Genomic DNA, 12,273 nt, shown 5'->3' on the forward strand with positions numbered 1-12,273 from the left:
CGTTGATAGGCCGGGTGTGGAAGTGCGGCAACGCATGTAGCTTACCGGTACTAATAGCTCGATCGACTTGATCATTCTCATTTACAATATCCATCGAACAAAGTTCGATGATGATAAAAGCACGAAAGACAACAGCTTCTCATATTTGTGTTCTTCGCCGACCTGGTGGTTATGGCGGAGCGGCTGCACCCGATCCCATTCCGAACTCGGCCGTGAAACGCTCCAGCGCCAATGGTACTTTGTCTTAAGACACGGGAGAGTAGGTCGCTGCCAGGTCTGCTAAGCACACAAATAATCAACATCTTCTCAAATCAATACAAAACAGACATTCAACGCAATAAGCGCGAAAAATACCGAATATATGACTACGTGAGAGTGGCGCGGAGCAGCCCGTTCGGTCTAAAATCGATAATCAATCGATTTTTAAACGACCTCACCTCATCAGGCCCATTCCTTGAAAAAAGGGCCTGACCTCGCTCCCGGGCCGCAATGGTTCGTACTTAATAACGCGGGGTGGAGCAGCCCGGTAGCTCGTCAGGCTCATAACCTGAAGGCCGCAGGTTCAAATCCTGCCCCCGCAACCAAATCTAACAAAAACTATATAATCCGATAAATAAAAGCTCGTACGCAAAACAACCAATATCTAAAGCCCGCAACATGCGGGCTTTTTGCTTTAGGAAATAAAATCCTGAATTTGATCTCTGTGCATTCTGGAAAACATGAAAACTACGGCATGGACTTTTTAAGAAAGTAATCGACATTGGACTATGCAAAATAGCGTTTAATTGGCCTGGAAACGTTGGTGACGATCGTCTTTAATCAACCTATTAATCGGCACGAAATATAGGCGCCAAAAAAATCTATCAAGAGATTAGATAAGAATTAAAAATATTATTTATACTTGATGCGTCAACCCAATCTGTATTTACTCACGAATTGTAACGGGTTTAAATCTTATTGGGAAGGGCAAGTCGATGACAGATATTGTGCAGCCGATACGTGGCACAAAGGGTGCGGATATTGTGGGGCCGCGTAATCTGGAAGTGGAAGCGCAGAACCCCGATATTCTGCTGCCCCCTGAAACAGATCATGGCGGCATTCCAAATCTGAAATTTCCTTTTGCTATGGCTCATAACCGGCTTGAAGACGGTGGTTGGGCACGAGAAGTTACCCAGCGTGAAATGGGCAGCATGAAAGAGTTGGCAATTGTCAACATGCGCCTTCCTGCTGGCGTCGTTCGCGAGATGCATTGGCATAAAGAAGCCGAGTGGGCTTATGTTCTGAAGGGGAAGGTTCGCTTCTATTTGGTGGATGACAAGCGTCAGACATTGGTTGAAGATCTTGAGCCGGGTGACCTTTGGCTTGCGCCTGCCGGTTTCCCACATGCAATTCAGGGGCTTGAAGAGGGCACGGAGTTCGTACTTGTCTTTAACGACGGTAATTTCTCTGAAAATCAGACTTTGCTTGTGACAGAGCTATTTGCACATACCCCACGCGAAGTTCTAGCGAAGAATTTTGGTGTACCGGAAAGTGCTTTTGACGGTATTCCTTCCGAAGAAAAATATATTTTCCGTCAGCCAGTACCCGCGTCGCTTGAAGAGGTCCGTCGTGATCTCGGTGCTGTGAGCTTCACGGACAAATATGTGTTCCGCGCATCCAAGCAGCAGAAGAACCATTTCGAAGGTGGTGCTACGCAGGTTGTCGATAACAAGACGTTTGAGGTTACCAATCTTGCGGCGCTGTTTATCGATCTGGAACCGGGTGGCATGCGTGAAATTCATTGGCATCCTGATGCTGATGAAATCCAGTATTATATCAGCGGCCAGGCCCGCATGACGGTTTTTGATGCCGTCAACAACGCGCGTACCTTCGATTTCGTTGCTGGTGATGTGGGCTATGTACCCAAGACATTAGCGCATTACATTGAAAATACCGGCAATGAGCCTGTCCGTGTTCTGAACGTCTTTCACACCGGTGAATATAAGGACGTATCTCTCAACAACTGGCTTGCATTGACGCCGAAAGAGCTGGTGAAGGGGCATCTTGATATTGGTGATCCGCTGATGGGAGCACTGCGTCAGAAATACCAGACGATCGTCAAAGGCTGACGCTTCGCTGAGATCTAAGGAGTTCGTTCTGATGAACGAACTCCCTTATTTTCCGTACGATACTATGTGCAATTTTGGGTGCCATGGGCTGTTGATCGCGTCGGACTAATCCTTTGGCGTTTGAGGCGGCAGCTATGTCAAGGGGAATGATCATGGAAGAATTCATGTCGAAGATGCTGGTCTCTGACCTCATCCCGATCTTTGTTGTTATGATCTTAGGCTATGTCAGCGGTAAGAAAAACATCTTCGCAGAAGATCAGGCAAAAGTTTTCAATAAACTGGTGCTTGATTTCGCGCTTCCCGCGGCTCTGTTTGTTTCCATCGTTCGCGCGGACCGCGCGATGTTGTTCGAAAATGCGACGTTGACGATCATCTCTTTTGTCGGCCTTGTTGCACTTTTTATGCTTTCCTATTTCACCATGCAGTGGTTCTTCAAGCGAAGCAAAGCGGAAGCTGCCGTTTGCGCCTTGATCGCGGGCTCACCAACTATCGGATTTCTAGGCTACGCTATCCTTGATCCTCTTTACGGCACAGGCGTTGAGACCGGTCTTGTCATCGCTATTGTGGCGATCGTTGTTAACGCCGTTACCATCCCAATTGGGCTTTATCTCTTGAACGCAGGCGGTGGCGGCGACAAATCGGCAGCCGGAGCACCCAAAGACAACGCCTTGATTTCTGCATTGAAAGAGCCTGTGGTGTGGGCGCCTGTACTGGCTGTTGTTCTCGTTCTTATCGGCATTAAAGTGCCTGCTCAGTTTGATCCAACTTTCAAGCTATTGGCACAGGCAAACTCTAGCGTTGCGGTCTTTGCAGCGGGTCTGACACTTGCAGCCTACAAAATCGAACTCGACAAAGAAGTTGCTTATAATACAGCTTTCAAGCTTATTCTGATGCCTGGTGTATTCCTGATTGCCGGCTGGCTCTGCGGTCTTAGCCCGTTTGTTCTGCAAATGCTGGTTCTCAGTGTTGCCCTTCCGCCGGCATTCTCGGGCATTATAATTTCCAGCCGCTTTCAGGTTTATACCCGAACAGGAACATCGTCACTTGCAGTCAGCGTACTGGGTTTTGTGATCGCTGCTCCAGTCTGGGTATATCTCGCAAAAATTCTTGGAAGTTAGATAATCAGCTGGGGTTGTTATGGCGCGGATACTCATCGCTATTTCTAGTAATTTTGGTGCAAATCTTATGCTTGCCCGGCTTCTTTCTCCCGTTCTTGAGGGTTTCGGGGCGAGTGTCAGAATACGGCGTGTGGAAGTTCATGCACCAAGCGCCGAGTTGTCGGAACTGGAATATGCTTCGGGGATTGATCTTGAGTGGGCGGACGGTTTTGTATTCTCGTCGCCCTCCCATACCGGATTAATGTCATCGGCAATGAAGGCATTTATTGATGCGAATCACGAGGCCGCCGTTAACGGTAAATATCTCAATAAGACATTTGCCGGAATGGCGACTTCTGGCTTTGCCCATGCAGGGCAAGAGCGTGTGGTTGATGATTTGAATGCGGTCGCTGCAGCATGGGGGTGCTTGGTCGTTACGCCAAGCACCGCAAATCCCGACTTAAACAGGCTGAATGGCAATCCATTTGGTTTGAGCTTTGTGCTTCAACATGGAAGAATTGCCGATGTTGACGTTGTCACGCAGGTTCTGAAAACGCACTTCAAACGCTTCGTAGCCGTAACGGAGGCTCTCGCTTCTTTGAAAGAATGAGTTCTCCCAACAAACTCTTAGAGCGCATGTCAAAAGTTTTTCGTATTTTTCTGGATGCGCTCTAAGTTTGTCCTGGAAACTGCATTAATCCTCATCCACCACGCGCAGGCGCATTTGGGTGGGCGCGTTATCCGACTGTCGCGTCGGGCGTTGCGGCTCTTCAGCCGGTGCGGGGCCAAATTCCAGTGCTTCGATCTTCGCACCGCGCTTGGTGACTTTGTTTGAAGACACCAGAATGTCGTCAATGTCCTTGTTGGCCTGCAAAAAATGGGTTTGCAGCTTGCGCACACGCTCATCAAGGCGGCCGACATCTTCCATCAGACGGATCACTTCACCCTGAATAACATGTGCCTGTTCGCGCATACGGGCGTCTTTCAGGATTGCCTGAATAACCTGAATGGACAGCATCAGGAGCGATGGCGAAACAATAACGATCCGCGCCCGGTGCGCGCGTTGGATCAGCGCTTCAAAATGCTCATGAATATCGGCAAAAATAGATTCCGATGGCACGAACAGGAAAGCCGTATCCTGTGTTTCACTGGGTATCAGATATTTATCGGAAACATCCTTGATATGCACTTCCATATCGCGGCGGAACTGCGCAACGGCTGCCTTGCGTGCTTCCGGCGCTTCAGTTTCGCGCATGGAGTTCCATGCTTCGAGCGGGAACTTCGCGTCGATGACCAGTGAAGGTGCGTTGTTTGGCATTTTAACAAGGCAATCGGGGCGTGTGCCGTTGGAAAGTGTCGCCTGAAACTCGTAAGCGCCCTGCGGTAGACCATCGGCAATGATCGCTTCCATGCGTGACTGGCCAAAGGCACCGCGCGTTTGCTTGTTGGCAAGGATCGCCTGTAACTGCACGACCTGACCGGCAAGCGACTGGATATTGTTCTGCGCTGTGTCGATGACCGCAAGACGCTCCTGCAATTTTGCGAGATTTTCATGTGTCGAACGGGTCTGCTCGGTCATGGTCTGGCCGATGCGATGCGTCATGCCGTCGAGCCGTTCGCGGATCGATTGGTTGAGCTCTGCCTGCCGTGAACCGAAGACTTCGGCCATGGTTTGCATGCGGCCCTGCATTTCGGATTGTGCTTTCAGAATCTCCGCCATGCGATATTCCGCATCACGCGCACGGTCTTCGGCCTGTGCTTCCGCAACCGCTCTTAGACGTGCTGAACGCGCTGCCGCAATGAGGAAAATTGCAAGGCAAACAACCAGCACGACTATGCCCGCAAGGAGGATATCTCCCAGCGTGAAAGAGGTTGCACCAAGCTGCAAAAGCGGTTCGTTCAAGAGATTCTGGTTTTCCATGGATTAAGCTTAGCTGATTCGTGTCGTCTTGATGAGATCAAAACAAGAACATTTTGCAAGTTACAATTGACGATTCTCGCGCAAGCGATTACGTGAAACGCATGTCTATTAAACCGCTTATCATTCTTCCAGATCCTCTTCTGCGTGAACTGTCCAAGCCAGTTGAACGCTTTGACGATCAATTGCGCAAATTTGCCGGCGACATGTTTGACACCATGTATGATGCCCCGGGCATTGGCCTTGCCGCCATTCAGGTGGGCGAGCCTCTGCGGATGCTGGTGATTGATCTCGCCAAGGAAGACGCTCCGAAGGAGCCGCACGTCTTCATCAATCCGGAGATTGTCGCCTCATCGGACGAACGCAGCGTCTATGAAGAAGGCTGCCTTTCGATCCCGGATTATTATGCCGAAGTCGAGCGGCCTGCGACCATCAAGGTCAATTATTTCGATGCGGACGGCAAAGAAAAGTCGATGGAAGCCGATGGGCTGATGGCGACCTGCCTGCAGCATGAAATCGACCATCTGAATGGTGTGCTGTTTATCGATCATATCTCCAAGCTCAAGCGGGACATGGTCATCAAGAAGTTCAAGAAGCTCGCCAGTCAGCGTGCATCAAACAGGGCTTTGTAATGCGGATTGTCTTTATGGGGACGCCGGATTTCTCCGTGCCAATCCTTACAGCCATCATCGGACAGGGCTATGAAGTCGTTGCGGTCTATTCGCAGCCACCGCGTCCGGCTGGCCGCCGCGGACTGGAACTGACCAAGTCGCCGGTGCATGAAAAGGCTGAGGAATTCGGCATTCCGGTTTTCACGCCGAAAAGCCTGAAAGGCACCGAAGATCAGGACGTCTTTGCGAGCCTTGAAGCGGATGTGGCAATCGTTGTGGCCTATGGCCTGCTGCTGCCACAGGCCATTCTCGATGCGCCGCGCCTTGGATGTTACAACGGTCATGCGTCGCTTCTGCCGCGCTGGCGCGGTGCGGCACCTATTCAACGGGCCATTATGTCTGGCGATACAGAAACCGGCATGATGATTATGAAAATGGATGCGGGGCTGGATACTGGCCCTGTTGCCATGGCTGAGAAAGTTGCGATTACGCCGGACATGACCGCAGGTGAACTGCATGATCGGTTGAGTCTTATCGGTGCTGACCTGATGGTGCGTGCACTGGGTGCGCTTGAGCGTGAGAGTCTCACACTTCAGTCACAGGACGAAGAGGGTGTCACTTACGCCGCCAAGATCGACAAAGCGGAAGCGCGTATCGACTGGTCGAAGCCTGCGAAGGATGTTCACAATACGATCCGTGGCATCTCACCATTTCCGGGTGCCTGGTGCGAGATGGAAATCAACGGTGTCGTTGAACGTGTCAAACTCCAGCGCTCCACATTGGGCGAGGGAAGCGGTGCGCCAGGAACGGTGCTTGACGATCGTTTGACGATTGCTTGTGGAGAGGGTGCTGTGCGGCTCCTAACGTTACAACGTTCCGGTGGCAAGCCATTGCCTGCGCAGGAGTTTCTGCGTGGTGCGTCTGTGACGAAGGTTCTCTGAGCCGTGCCTCGTTATAAAATCACGGTTGAATATGACGGCACGCCCTATGTCGGGTGGCAGCGGCAGGAAAATGGCTATGCTGTGCAGAACGCCATTGAAAAGGCATTTAAAAAATTCTGTGGCGAAGACCTGACGCTTAGTGCAGCGGGTCGTACCGATACGGGTGTTCATGCTTGCGCTCAGATCATTCATGTCGATCTGACTAAGGATTGGGGTGCTGCCAAGGTTCGCGATGCGTTGAATGCGCACCTGGTGATGGCTAACGAGCGCATCAGCATCCTCAATGTAGAAAAGACAACAGATGCTTTTGATGCGCGGTTTTCGGCGCGTGGACGGCATTATCTTTATCGCATTCACAATCGCCGTGCGCCTTTGGCGATTGATTATCAGCGCGTGTGGTGGGTGCAGAAGCGCCTTGATCACGAAGCGATGCATGAAGCTGCAAAGCGCTTGCTTGGTGAGCATGATTTTACGACATTTCGCGCAACGCAATGTCAGGCGAAAAGCCCGATCAAGACGCTCGACCGGCTCGATATTACGCGTACGGGCGATTATGTTGAAATGCGGGTCTCGGCGCGTTCGTTCTTGCACAATCAGGTGCGTTCTTTTGCAGGAAGCCTGATGGAAGTGGGCGTTGGCCGCTGGACTGCTGATGATTTGCAAGCCGCTTTAGAAGCGAAAGACCGCAAGGCTTGTGGTCAGGTTGCACCACCTTACGGTCTTTATCTGGTGGGCGTCGACTACCCGTTTCCTTTTTAGAGCGCCTTTCGATCTGATTAAATCAGATCGGTGCTCTAATTCTTTGTTTGGGCGCGCATCTTGTCCGAAAACCGTTTCAAACTTTTCGGGATGCGCTTTAAAAGCTTTCAGCGCCGATTCCGATCCCGAAAAGCTGTTGCAGGAACACTGTGATAAACAGTGAGCCGAAAAATACGCAGGCATAAAACGGTGCGACATAGGCGTGTGGGCGTTGCAGCACGATGAATGTCAGTCGGTAGCTCAGGATAATTGAGATGCCGAAGAGCACAAAAGCGAACAGCGTCGCAAAATCCAGCGCTCCCGGAAAGAAAAGTTGTATCAATGTTATGGGCGCGAAAAGCCAAGCCAGCAACGCGCTGCCCCAATTGGTCGCGATGACGTAAGGCGCGTAACGCTTTGAGATACCAATGCGGCGGGCGAGTAGACCGATAATGATGAGCGGAATTATCCATGCCGCAGTATCGACGAAAGCTGCACGGATAACGATTGCAAGGCGGAGACCGGCTTCGTCTCGCCCTGCTGTCAGATCCGCTGCATAGGCAACCCATGTTGCAAGAAGCGGCGGCAGGGCCACGATAATCGCATAGAACGATGCCCAGAAATCTTCTGCTGAGATGTCCAGATATGCGAGGCCGTCTTTGCGGCCAAGCATCATCTTCCAGACGCCCGTGAAATATCTGAAAATATCATCCAGACTGGGCATGTCGTTCCCTTATCCGAAGAAATCAGCGATGAAGCGTTCGTATATCTGTGTCAGGCCTTCAAGGTCGGCAAGGGCTACGCGCTCGTCAACCATATGCATGGTCTGTCCGACAAGGCCGAACTCGACGACCGGGCAGTAATCCTTGATGAAACGCGCATCTGACGTGCCGCCCGATGTGGAAAGCTTGGGGCGTTTGCCGGTGACGGCCTCTACAGAAGATGTGAGCGTGCCGATCAGCTTCTCATCGCGTGTCAGGAACACATGGCTAGGATGTTCGCGCCATGTCAGCTCATAATTGATTGGTGTTTCGCGGCCCGGACGAAGGCGGTCATTGCGCGAAGCCTTTTCAAGACGCGAAATGATTTCGGCCTTCAGGCTGTCTGCTGTCCAGGTATCGTTGAAACGGATATTGAAGGACGCTACCGCCTTGTTGGCAATGACATTGGTGGCCTTGTTGCCAACATCGATGGTGGTGACTTCCAGATTGCTGGCCTGAAAATCTTCAGTGCCTTCATCAAAAGCTGGATAGAGCAGGCTATCGACAAGGGTTGTGATGCCACGCACGGGATTTTCCGCAAGGTGCGGATAGGCGGCATGGCCCTGCACACCGTGAACTGTGATCGTGCCGGAGATTGAGCCGCGACGCCCGATCTTGATCATGTCGCCAAGCGTATCGGGATTGGTTGGCTCGCCAACAAGCGATGCGTCCCATGTTTCACCACGCTCTTTGGCCCATTGCAGCAGCTTTTCCGTACCATTGATTGCTGGGCCTTCTTCGTCGCCTGTGATGAGGAAGGAGACGCTGCCCTTGAGGCTGCCTTGTTTTTCGATATGACGCGCCACGGCTGCCACAAAGCAGGCGATGCCACCCTTCATATCGACTGCACCACGGCCATACATGATGCCGTCTTCAATTGCAGCGGAAAAAGGAGGGTGCTTCCAGTCGCTTTCATTGCCGGGAGGCACCACATCTGTATGGCCCGCAAACATCAGATGCGCCCCATTGCCAGATTTGCGCGCATAGAGGTTTTCGATGTCCGGCGTATCTTCGTCGGTGAAGACAGGACGCTGGATTGAAAAGCCCATGGGCTCAAGCATTGCTTCCAATGCGGTCAGCGCGCCGCCTTCGGCGGGTGTTACCGACGGGCAACGAATGAGTGCAGCGAGGTTTTCAGCGGGATTGGTAGGCAGGCTCATGATGTGAAAGCTTTGTTCTGAGAATCGTGTGGGCTTGAGATTAGATCGGGAAGCCCCCAGATGAAACAACAATCCCTCGTTAGCGTAAACAAGATGCAGTGTGCAGAGGTTTTACAAAACGGGGGTTCGGCGAACGAAAGCTCTTTTAATCGCGGCTTTTCTCAGAATGTCGCAAATCGGGAATGAAATTTCCTTGACCAGAGGGCCACTGTCATCGTTAGTTAAAAAAAGGTTGATAGCGAGACCCGGGAAACGGGCCGGTCAACGGGAACAGTTTCTACAAAATGCTTTTCGGGGCATTTTAAAAATGGGAATCCGCTATGCGTTCAATGATCACAGCAGCATTAGGTTTCATCGCATTGTCTGGCGCAGCTATTGCTCCGGCAAAGGCTGGTCAGTGGAGTGAAGCGGGCGGTTTGACCAGCATTCCTTACGGTCATCTGGATTACTGCAAGCGCACACCGCGTGATTGCAGTTCACACCGCGCTCTTGCGCCGATGAAGCTTACGCCAGATCGGATGAAGCTGCTGCAAAGCGTCAATGCTTCGGTCAATGCCGCGATTAAGCCGGTATCGGATCAGGATAATTACGGTAAGCGTGATTACTGGACCATTCCGAGGAATGGCAAAGGTGACTGCGAGGATTATGTGCTGCTGAAGCGTGCCAAGCTAATGGCGCGCGGGATCAGCCCGTCGCAGCTTTTGATTACCATGGTGCAGGGAAGCGAGGCACATATCGTGCTGACTGTCCGTACAGATCGTGGTGATTACATTCTCGACAATATGCGATCAGAGGTGTTGCCGGTTGAGAAGACCTCTTATCGCTATATTAAAATGCAGTCACCGTCGCATTCTGGGCAGTGGGTTTCAATTGCAGGCCGCTCTGTAAACGTCGCCAGCAATTAATTTAATCACTATGAGCGAGAGCTGTCAGGCAGAAGGGGGCGCATAGCGCGATCCCTTTTTCATTTGCGCGATTGGCAGACCCAGACTCAGTGTATTTTTTAAGATTACAGATGAAATCGTTAGCCGCGCAATTGTGATTAACACCATTCATTGTTCGATATTGTTACACAATAAAAGGCGACACAGTGTTCGCAAAAAGTGAACAAAAATGACATGATAACAAATTGGTTACTGCTGATATATGATTCAACATATTGTAAAAAATATATAATTCTAATTTTTGCATGCTTGTTAGAAGAAGTTGGGCGCACGAATGTGTGATTAAGAAAACATTTTCGTGACTGGAACTTTTCATCACTGTCACCCATTTGAGGCTCATGAGGACGACGCACAGAACGTCGCCCAAATGACTAAGGAGATAGAAAATGAATAAGTTTGTTCTTGCTGCTGCTGCCCTTGCTCTTAGCGCCGGTGCTGCTTTTGCTGAAAATCCTCATGTAGGTGAACCTGCAGATCTTTATGCAAATGATCGCACTCCTGTTGCTTCGCAGCGCGTAGACAACACTGCGACTGCAACTATTGGCCAGACGGTTAATATGGATGGTTCCGCTCACCGTTTTGGTGATGCATCGCCATCGAGCTACCAGAACTAAGAATACGATTATGACATTGGTTGTTACAGTTTAATTTTAAATTGTAGCGACAGGGATTGCGGGTTGTAAGTGCGGCCTCCCAAGGTTCTTACAACCCGATATTTGAAAATGATCAATTTAACGAATCTCCCCGGAGGATGGTTGTTTGCCATCCCGGAGTCCCCGGAGGGATAGGCAAATTGCCATCCGATGGGGTGATAGAAGGATTATGAAGATGAAAAAGTTTGTTCTTGCTACCGTTGCTGTTGCTCTTACTGCCGGTGCTGCGTTTGCTGGAAACCCGCATGTTGGTGAACCAGCTGATCTGTACGCAAATGATCGTACACCAGTCGCTGCACAGCGTGTTGATCACACTGCAACTGCATCGATCCCAACGAACACATACTCAGATGGTTCTGCACATCGTTTCGGTGATGCTTCGCCTTCGAGCTACCAGAAATAAGTTTTCTGGCAGTGATTGCAAAAAAGGCGAAGCTTTCGGGCTTCGCCTTTTTTCTTTGTTTATGCCGGTAAATTAATCGCGCAGCAATTCATTGATAGAAGTCTTCGAGCGGGTCTTTTCATCGACACGCTTGACGATTACAGCGCAATAAAGACTTGGGCCCCAGTTTTCGCCAGGTACATTTTTGCCCGGCATCGTGCCAGCAACAACGACTGAATATGGTGGTACTTCGCCATAGAAGATTTCGCCGGTTGCGCGATCAACAATCTTGGTCGATTTGCCGATGAACACGCCCATGCCAAGCACGGCACCTTCACGAACGATACAGCCTTCAACGACTTCCGAACGCGCACCGATAAAGCAATTGTCTTCGATGATGGTCGGGCCAGCCTGCATTGGCTCCAGAACGCCGCCGATGCCAACGCCGCCCGAAAGATGCACGTTCTTGCCGATCTGTGCACAGGAGCCAACAGTGGCCCATGCATCGACCATCGTACCTTCATCAACATAAGCGCCGAGATTGACGAAAGAAGGCATCAGGATCGCGTTTGGCGCGATGTAAGCGGAATAGCGAACGACTGAATTTGGAACCGCGCGAATACCAGCTTTTTCAAACTCATTGGCTGTCCAGCCGTCGAACTTGGAAGGAACCTTGTCCCACCAGGAAGCTTCGCCGGGGCCGCCCTTGATAATCTGCATTGGGTTGAGGCGGAACGAAAGCAATACTGCTTTCTTAAGCCACTGATTAACCTGCCAGTTGCCGTCCACCTGTTTTTCTGCCACACGCGCTTCACCGCGATCGAGCAAAAGAAGCGACTGCTCAACAGCATCGCGAACTTCGCCGCGGGTTGCTGTGCTGATGCCATCGCGTTCGTCAAAAGCCTTTTCGATGACCTTTTCAAGGGAGGCGAAATCTGGCTTGGTCATATGGCGGTCTCC

13 protein-coding genes, 1 tRNA gene and 2 rRNA genes are annotated in these 12,273 nt (G+C 51.0%); 12 read left to right on the plus strand and 4 right to left on the minus strand.

What is annotated here, in order from left to right; all coding sequences use genetic code 11:
- From J2782_RS00005 to J2782_RS00030, 6 genes are all read left to right on the plus strand, one after another.
- Nucleotides 1–75, plus strand: a 23S ribosomal RNA gene (locus J2782_RS00005); the annotation flags it as partial.
- A gap of 86 nt (nt 76–161) precedes the next feature.
- Nucleotides 162–276 (plus strand): 5S ribosomal RNA (rrf, locus tag J2782_RS00010).
- 231 nt (nt 277–507) lie between these two features.
- Nucleotides 508–584, plus strand: a tRNA-Met gene (locus J2782_RS00015).
- Between the two features lie 390 nt (nt 585–974).
- The gene (locus J2782_RS00020; RefSeq protein ID WP_310009566.1) at nt 975–2,108 is read left to right on the plus strand and encodes a cupin domain-containing protein; all 1,134 of its coding nucleotides are present in this window, start codon (nt 975–977) and stop codon (nt 2,106–2,108) included.
- Nucleotides 2,109–2,272: 164 nt separating this feature from the next.
- Complete coding sequence (gene yfdV / locus J2782_RS00025; RefSeq protein ID WP_310009568.1) at nt 2,273–3,226, plus strand: transporter YfdV; 954 nt, start codon at nt 2,273–2,275, stop codon at nt 3,224–3,226.
- Nucleotides 3,227–3,245: 19 nt separating this feature from the next.
- Nucleotides 3,246–3,815: a flavodoxin family protein gene (locus J2782_RS00030; protein ID WP_310009569.1), complete on the plus strand. Its 570-nt coding sequence runs from the start codon at nt 3,246–3,248 to the stop codon at nt 3,813–3,815.
- An 84-nt stretch (nt 3,816–3,899) separates the two neighbouring features.
- Here J2782_RS00030 and J2782_RS00035 read toward each other — a convergent pair whose 3' ends face one another.
- Nucleotides 3,900–5,126 (minus strand): DNA recombination protein RmuC, encoded by a 1,227-nt coding sequence (locus J2782_RS00035; RefSeq protein ID WP_310009570.1) that lies wholly within the window; start codon nt 5,124–5,126, stop codon nt 3,900–3,902.
- 101 nt (nt 5,127–5,227) lie between these two features.
- Here J2782_RS00035 and def point away from each other — a divergent pair, with 101 nt between their 5' ends.
- Genes def through truA form a run of 3 tightly spaced genes read left to right on the plus strand, consistent with a single transcriptional unit; the run spans nt 5,228 to nt 7,434 of the window.
- The gene (def, locus tag J2782_RS00040) at nt 5,228–5,755 is read left to right on the plus strand and encodes a peptide deformylase (RefSeq protein WP_250038609.1); all 528 of its coding nucleotides are present in this window, start codon (nt 5,228–5,230) and stop codon (nt 5,753–5,755) included.
- Complete coding sequence (fmt, locus tag J2782_RS00045) at nt 5,755–6,675, plus strand: methionyl-tRNA formyltransferase (protein WP_310009572.1); 921 nt, start codon at nt 5,755–5,757, stop codon at nt 6,673–6,675. Before def ends, fmt begins: the two co-directional genes overlap by 1 nt.
- A gap of 3 nt (nt 6,676–6,678) precedes the next feature.
- A complete protein-coding gene (gene truA / locus J2782_RS00050; protein ID WP_310009573.1) occupies nt 6,679–7,434 on the plus strand; it encodes a tRNA pseudouridine(38-40) synthase TruA in 756 nt (251 codons plus the stop codon).
- Between the two features lie 97 nt (nt 7,435–7,531).
- Here the strand turns inward: truA and J2782_RS00055 are convergent, their stop codons facing one another.
- Both J2782_RS00055 and dapE read right to left on the minus strand, forming a co-directional pair.
- The gene (locus tag J2782_RS00055; protein WP_310009575.1) at nt 7,532–8,137 is read right to left on the minus strand and encodes a hypothetical protein; all 606 of its coding nucleotides are present in this window, start codon (nt 8,135–8,137) and stop codon (nt 7,532–7,534) included.
- A 9-nt stretch (nt 8,138–8,146) separates the two neighbouring features.
- A complete protein-coding gene (gene dapE, locus J2782_RS00060) occupies nt 8,147–9,334 on the minus strand; it encodes a succinyl-diaminopimelate desuccinylase (protein ID WP_310009577.1) in 1,188 nt (395 codons plus the stop codon).
- A gap of 353 nt (nt 9,335–9,687) precedes the next feature.
- Here dapE and J2782_RS00065 point away from each other — a divergent pair, with 353 nt between their 5' ends.
- The 3 genes from J2782_RS00065 (at nt 9,688) to J2782_RS00075 (ending at nt 11,334) form a co-directional block, all read left to right on the plus strand.
- Entirely contained in the window at nt 9,688–10,239 is a 552-nt protein-coding gene (locus J2782_RS00065; RefSeq protein WP_404989596.1) for a transglutaminase-like cysteine peptidase, read from the plus strand.
- Nucleotides 10,240–10,664: 425 nt separating this feature from the next.
- Nucleotides 10,665–10,892, plus strand: coding sequence for a hypothetical protein (locus tag J2782_RS00070; protein ID WP_094505394.1), 228 nt, complete (start codon nt 10,665–10,667; stop codon nt 10,890–10,892).
- Between the two features lie 214 nt (nt 10,893–11,106).
- Nucleotides 11,107–11,334 (plus strand): hypothetical protein, encoded by a 228-nt coding sequence (locus J2782_RS00075; RefSeq protein WP_310009579.1) that lies wholly within the window; start codon nt 11,107–11,109, stop codon nt 11,332–11,334.
- Between the two features lie 72 nt (nt 11,335–11,406).
- Here the strand turns inward: J2782_RS00075 and dapD are convergent, their stop codons facing one another.
- Nucleotides 11,407–12,261, minus strand: coding sequence for a 2,3,4,5-tetrahydropyridine-2,6-dicarboxylate N-succinyltransferase (gene dapD / locus J2782_RS00080; RefSeq protein WP_310009580.1), 855 nt, complete (start codon nt 12,259–12,261; stop codon nt 11,407–11,409).
- Nucleotides 12,262–12,273: the final 12 nt, after the last annotated feature.

It is taken from the genome of Brucella pseudogrignonensis (assembly GCF_031454375.1).
Classification (GTDB): Bacteria; Pseudomonadota; Alphaproteobacteria; order Rhizobiales; family Rhizobiaceae; genus Brucella; species Brucella pseudogrignonensis_A.

Bases quoted from the DNA above. Each gene is read 5' to 3' on its own strand.
- J2782_RS00020 (WP_310009566.1), top strand. From the start codon at position 975: ATGACAGATATTGTGCAGCCGATACGTGGCACAAAGGGTGCGGATATT.
- yfdV (WP_310009568.1), top strand. From the start codon at position 2,273: ATGTCGAAGATGCTGGTCTCTGACCTCATCCCGATCTTTGTTGTTATG.
- J2782_RS00030 (WP_310009569.1), top strand. From the start codon at position 3,246: ATGGCGCGGATACTCATCGCTATTTCTAGTAATTTTGGTGCAAATCTT.
- J2782_RS00035 (WP_310009570.1), bottom strand. From the start codon at position 5,126: ATGGAAAACCAGAATCTCTTGAACGAACCGCTTTTGCAGCTTGGTGCA.
- def (WP_250038609.1), top strand. From the start codon at position 5,228: ATGTCTATTAAACCGCTTATCATTCTTCCAGATCCTCTTCTGCGTGAA.
- fmt (WP_310009572.1), top strand. From the start codon at position 5,755: ATGCGGATTGTCTTTATGGGGACGCCGGATTTCTCCGTGCCAATCCTT.
- J2782_RS00055 (WP_310009575.1), bottom strand. From the start codon at position 8,137: ATGCCCAGTCTGGATGATATTTTCAGATATTTCACGGGCGTCTGGAAG.
- dapE (WP_310009577.1), bottom strand. From the start codon at position 9,334: ATGAGCCTGCCTACCAATCCCGCTGAAAACCTCGCTGCACTCATTCGT.
- J2782_RS00070 (WP_094505394.1), top strand. From the start codon at position 10,665: ATGAATAAGTTTGTTCTTGCTGCTGCTGCCCTTGCTCTTAGCGCCGGT.
- J2782_RS00075 (WP_310009579.1), top strand. From the start codon at position 11,107: ATGAAAAAGTTTGTTCTTGCTACCGTTGCTGTTGCTCTTACTGCCGGT.
- dapD (WP_310009580.1), bottom strand. From the start codon at position 12,261: ATGACCAAGCCAGATTTCGCCTCCCTTGAAAAGGTCATCGAAAAGGCT.